Annotated in this window: 1 protein-coding gene; it reads left to right on the top strand. The window is 69.2% G+C overall.

Annotated features, from left to right (window positions below; all coding sequences use genetic code 11):
• Nucleotides 1-752 precede the first annotated feature (752 nt).
• Nucleotides 753-2,459 carry a putative Ig domain-containing protein gene (locus tag ACFV0G_RS30850; RefSeq protein ID WP_380555146.1) on the top strand — a complete coding sequence of 569 codons (1,707 nt, stop codon included), beginning with the start codon at nucleotides 753-755 and terminating at the stop codon, nucleotides 2,457-2,459.
• Nucleotides 2,460-2,559 lie beyond the last annotated feature (100 nt).

The following is a 2,559-nucleotide window of genomic DNA, read 5'->3' as shown; positions in this document are numbered from 1 at the left end:
CCCACGGCGGACCCTTCAGCTTCCCCACAGATGGTCCAACGAGCGGACCGTCGAGCAGACATGGCCACACCAGAGCTTTGTGTTAGCTCCTCTAAAGCGGCCCGCCGGATGGCACCCTTCGCCCGCGCTGTGCGTCGCCAATTACCGGGAGATGTCGTCCTGACCGCGCGGGTCCGCAACGAGCACCGCGGCTGGAACGGGCATCGTGCACACCCGGTACCGGACACCCGGAGTGCGATCTGCGGAGCTGCCGCTCCGCCCGTGCCCGGGACCGAGCTGTTCACGGTCATCCCGCCGTCGCTGCCGCTCTGTCCGAGGGCCGCGTCGCCACGTTGCTCCTCTCCGCCGACCGCAGTGGTGCCTCCGAAACGTGGGGCAGCACAAACAATCCCCCATCGTGGTCACTGCCGAAGGGGGGATTGGGCGCGCACCCCGAGGCCGTTCGAGCGCCCGCCGCTCCCTTGCTCCTGCGCGCGGCAGCCGTGAGTGGCGCCCACTTCTCGGAACTGCCGGCCGGCATGGCCGACGACAGCTGCGCCGCGCTGTTGCGCCTTGACGGCCTGTAGGCCGGCCCGCTGGCGCTTCGATCCTCAAGGCCGCCTGCCAGCTGGGCGCGGATGGCGCGATGGTCAAGCCCAGGGCAAGCTTCCGGGTGGTATCCAGGTTACATATTCCGATCAGTTTCGCCTTGATGTAACTTCCTGTCCGGTGGCCCCCGCCGCCACACCCCCACACCCCGACAGGAGGGCATCGTGCGCTCAACCCTGCCCAGATTCGCCTTCACTCGCTCATCTGCGCTCCTCACAACGCTCCTGCTCGCTGCCGCGGGCATTGCGGTGTCGTCCCAGCAGCCAGCCCACGCCTCCGTCACCCGCGTACGGCTCGGCAGCGCTGCGGACGTCAGTCGCGCCGGCTGGAACGGCCCGGCGTTCACCATGAACGGTGACGGCGCCGTGGTACCCGCCACGATGAGCAAGGCGATCGCCGCCATCACCGGCGGCACGGGGAGCATCGACGTCACCGTCCTCGCCGACTCCGCCCCGAGCTCCGGCAGCGCCACCCCGGAGTGCGACGTCATCATGGGCCTCGGCGGCGTCAACTCCTGCACCACCGACGTCGTCACCTCGGCTGCCGACGGCAACAACAGCCAGGTCAACACCGATGTCCGCAACGCCGAGTTCGTCTACTTCGCCGGCGGCAACCAGTGCGTCTACGCGTCGTGGAAGGGCACCGCCCTCCAGGCGTCGGTGCAGTCGGTGGTCGCCAAGGGCGGCGGCTCCGGCGGCGGCAGCGCCGGCACCCACATCAACAGTGCGATCGTCTACGACGCCTGCGGCGGCGGCACCGACTCCCCGACCGCGCTCGCCAACCCCTACGACCGGACCGTCACCTTCACCACCGGCATGTTCTCCTGGCCCAACTACGGTGACACCATCGACGACTCACACTTCGTCACCCGTGACCGGATGGGCCGCACCATGGCCTTCGTCGCCCGGGCGCTCAAGGACGGCCTGACCACCTCGGGCAAGGCCTGGGGCGTCGGCATCGAGCAGGGCGGCGGATCCCTCTTCCTGGACAAGAACGGCCTGGCCACCCTGACCGGCGCCGACGCCTACGTCGTCCTCGGCGACCACCAGCCCGAGAAGGCCGTCGCGGGCAGCCCGCTCACGTACTCCGGCTACAAGATCTGGCACCTCACCGACGGCAGCACCTTCGATTTCAAGAACCGGCCCACCTGCGGCTACTACCTCAGGAGCGTGACCAACGGCGTCGCCGACGCCAACCTCTACTCCGGCACTCCGGTCACCAACTGCGGCAGCGGCAACACCGTCACCGTCACCAACCCCGGGAACCAGACCACCGCCGCCGGCACCGCCGTCAACCTTCAGCTCTCGGCATCGGACTCCGCCTCGGGGCAGAGCCTGACCTATGCGGCGAGCGGGCTTCCCGCAGGCCTCTCCATCAGCGGCAGCGGACTCATCACCGGCACCCCGACCACCCCCGGCACCTCCACCGTCAGCATCTCCGCGACCGACGGCACCGGCGCGTCCGGCTCGGCCACCCTCACCTGGACCGTCACGGGTACCGGCGGCGGTTCGGCCTACGCCGAGGTTGAATCCAATGACACCACCAGCGCCGCGAACGACATCACCTCGCTCACCTATCCTGCCGCCGTGACCGGCAGCATGAAGAGCTCCTCCGACCGCGACTACTACCGGCTCTCGCTCACGTCCGGCCAGACCGCCACCGTCAACTGCACGGTGCCGTCCGCGTACGACGCCGACGTGTACTTCATGAATGCCAGCGGCAGCACACTGACCCGGTCGGTCAACAACGGCAAGGGGGTCGCCGAGGCACTCGGTTGGACGGCCACCAGCACCGGCACGTACTTCCTTGACGTCGAGGCCTACAGCGGGTCGGGCAGCGCCACGTACACCTGCACCATCAGCAAGAGCTGACACCCGCACCGACGCGGCGCCCCGGCCCGCAGGGGGTTAGCGCGGGCCGGGGGGCGGAAATACGTACTGCGAGCGGGCCAAGAGGTGAGGCCGGGGGTGT

Origin of the sequence: Kitasatospora sp. NPDC059571, assembly GCF_042735675.1 — a bacterium.
Lineage (GTDB): Bacteria > Actinomycetota > Actinomycetes > Streptomycetales > Streptomycetaceae > Kitasatospora.
Note: the sequence above shows the minus strand (reverse complement) of the source record. Positions and strands in the feature narration are given on the sequence as shown.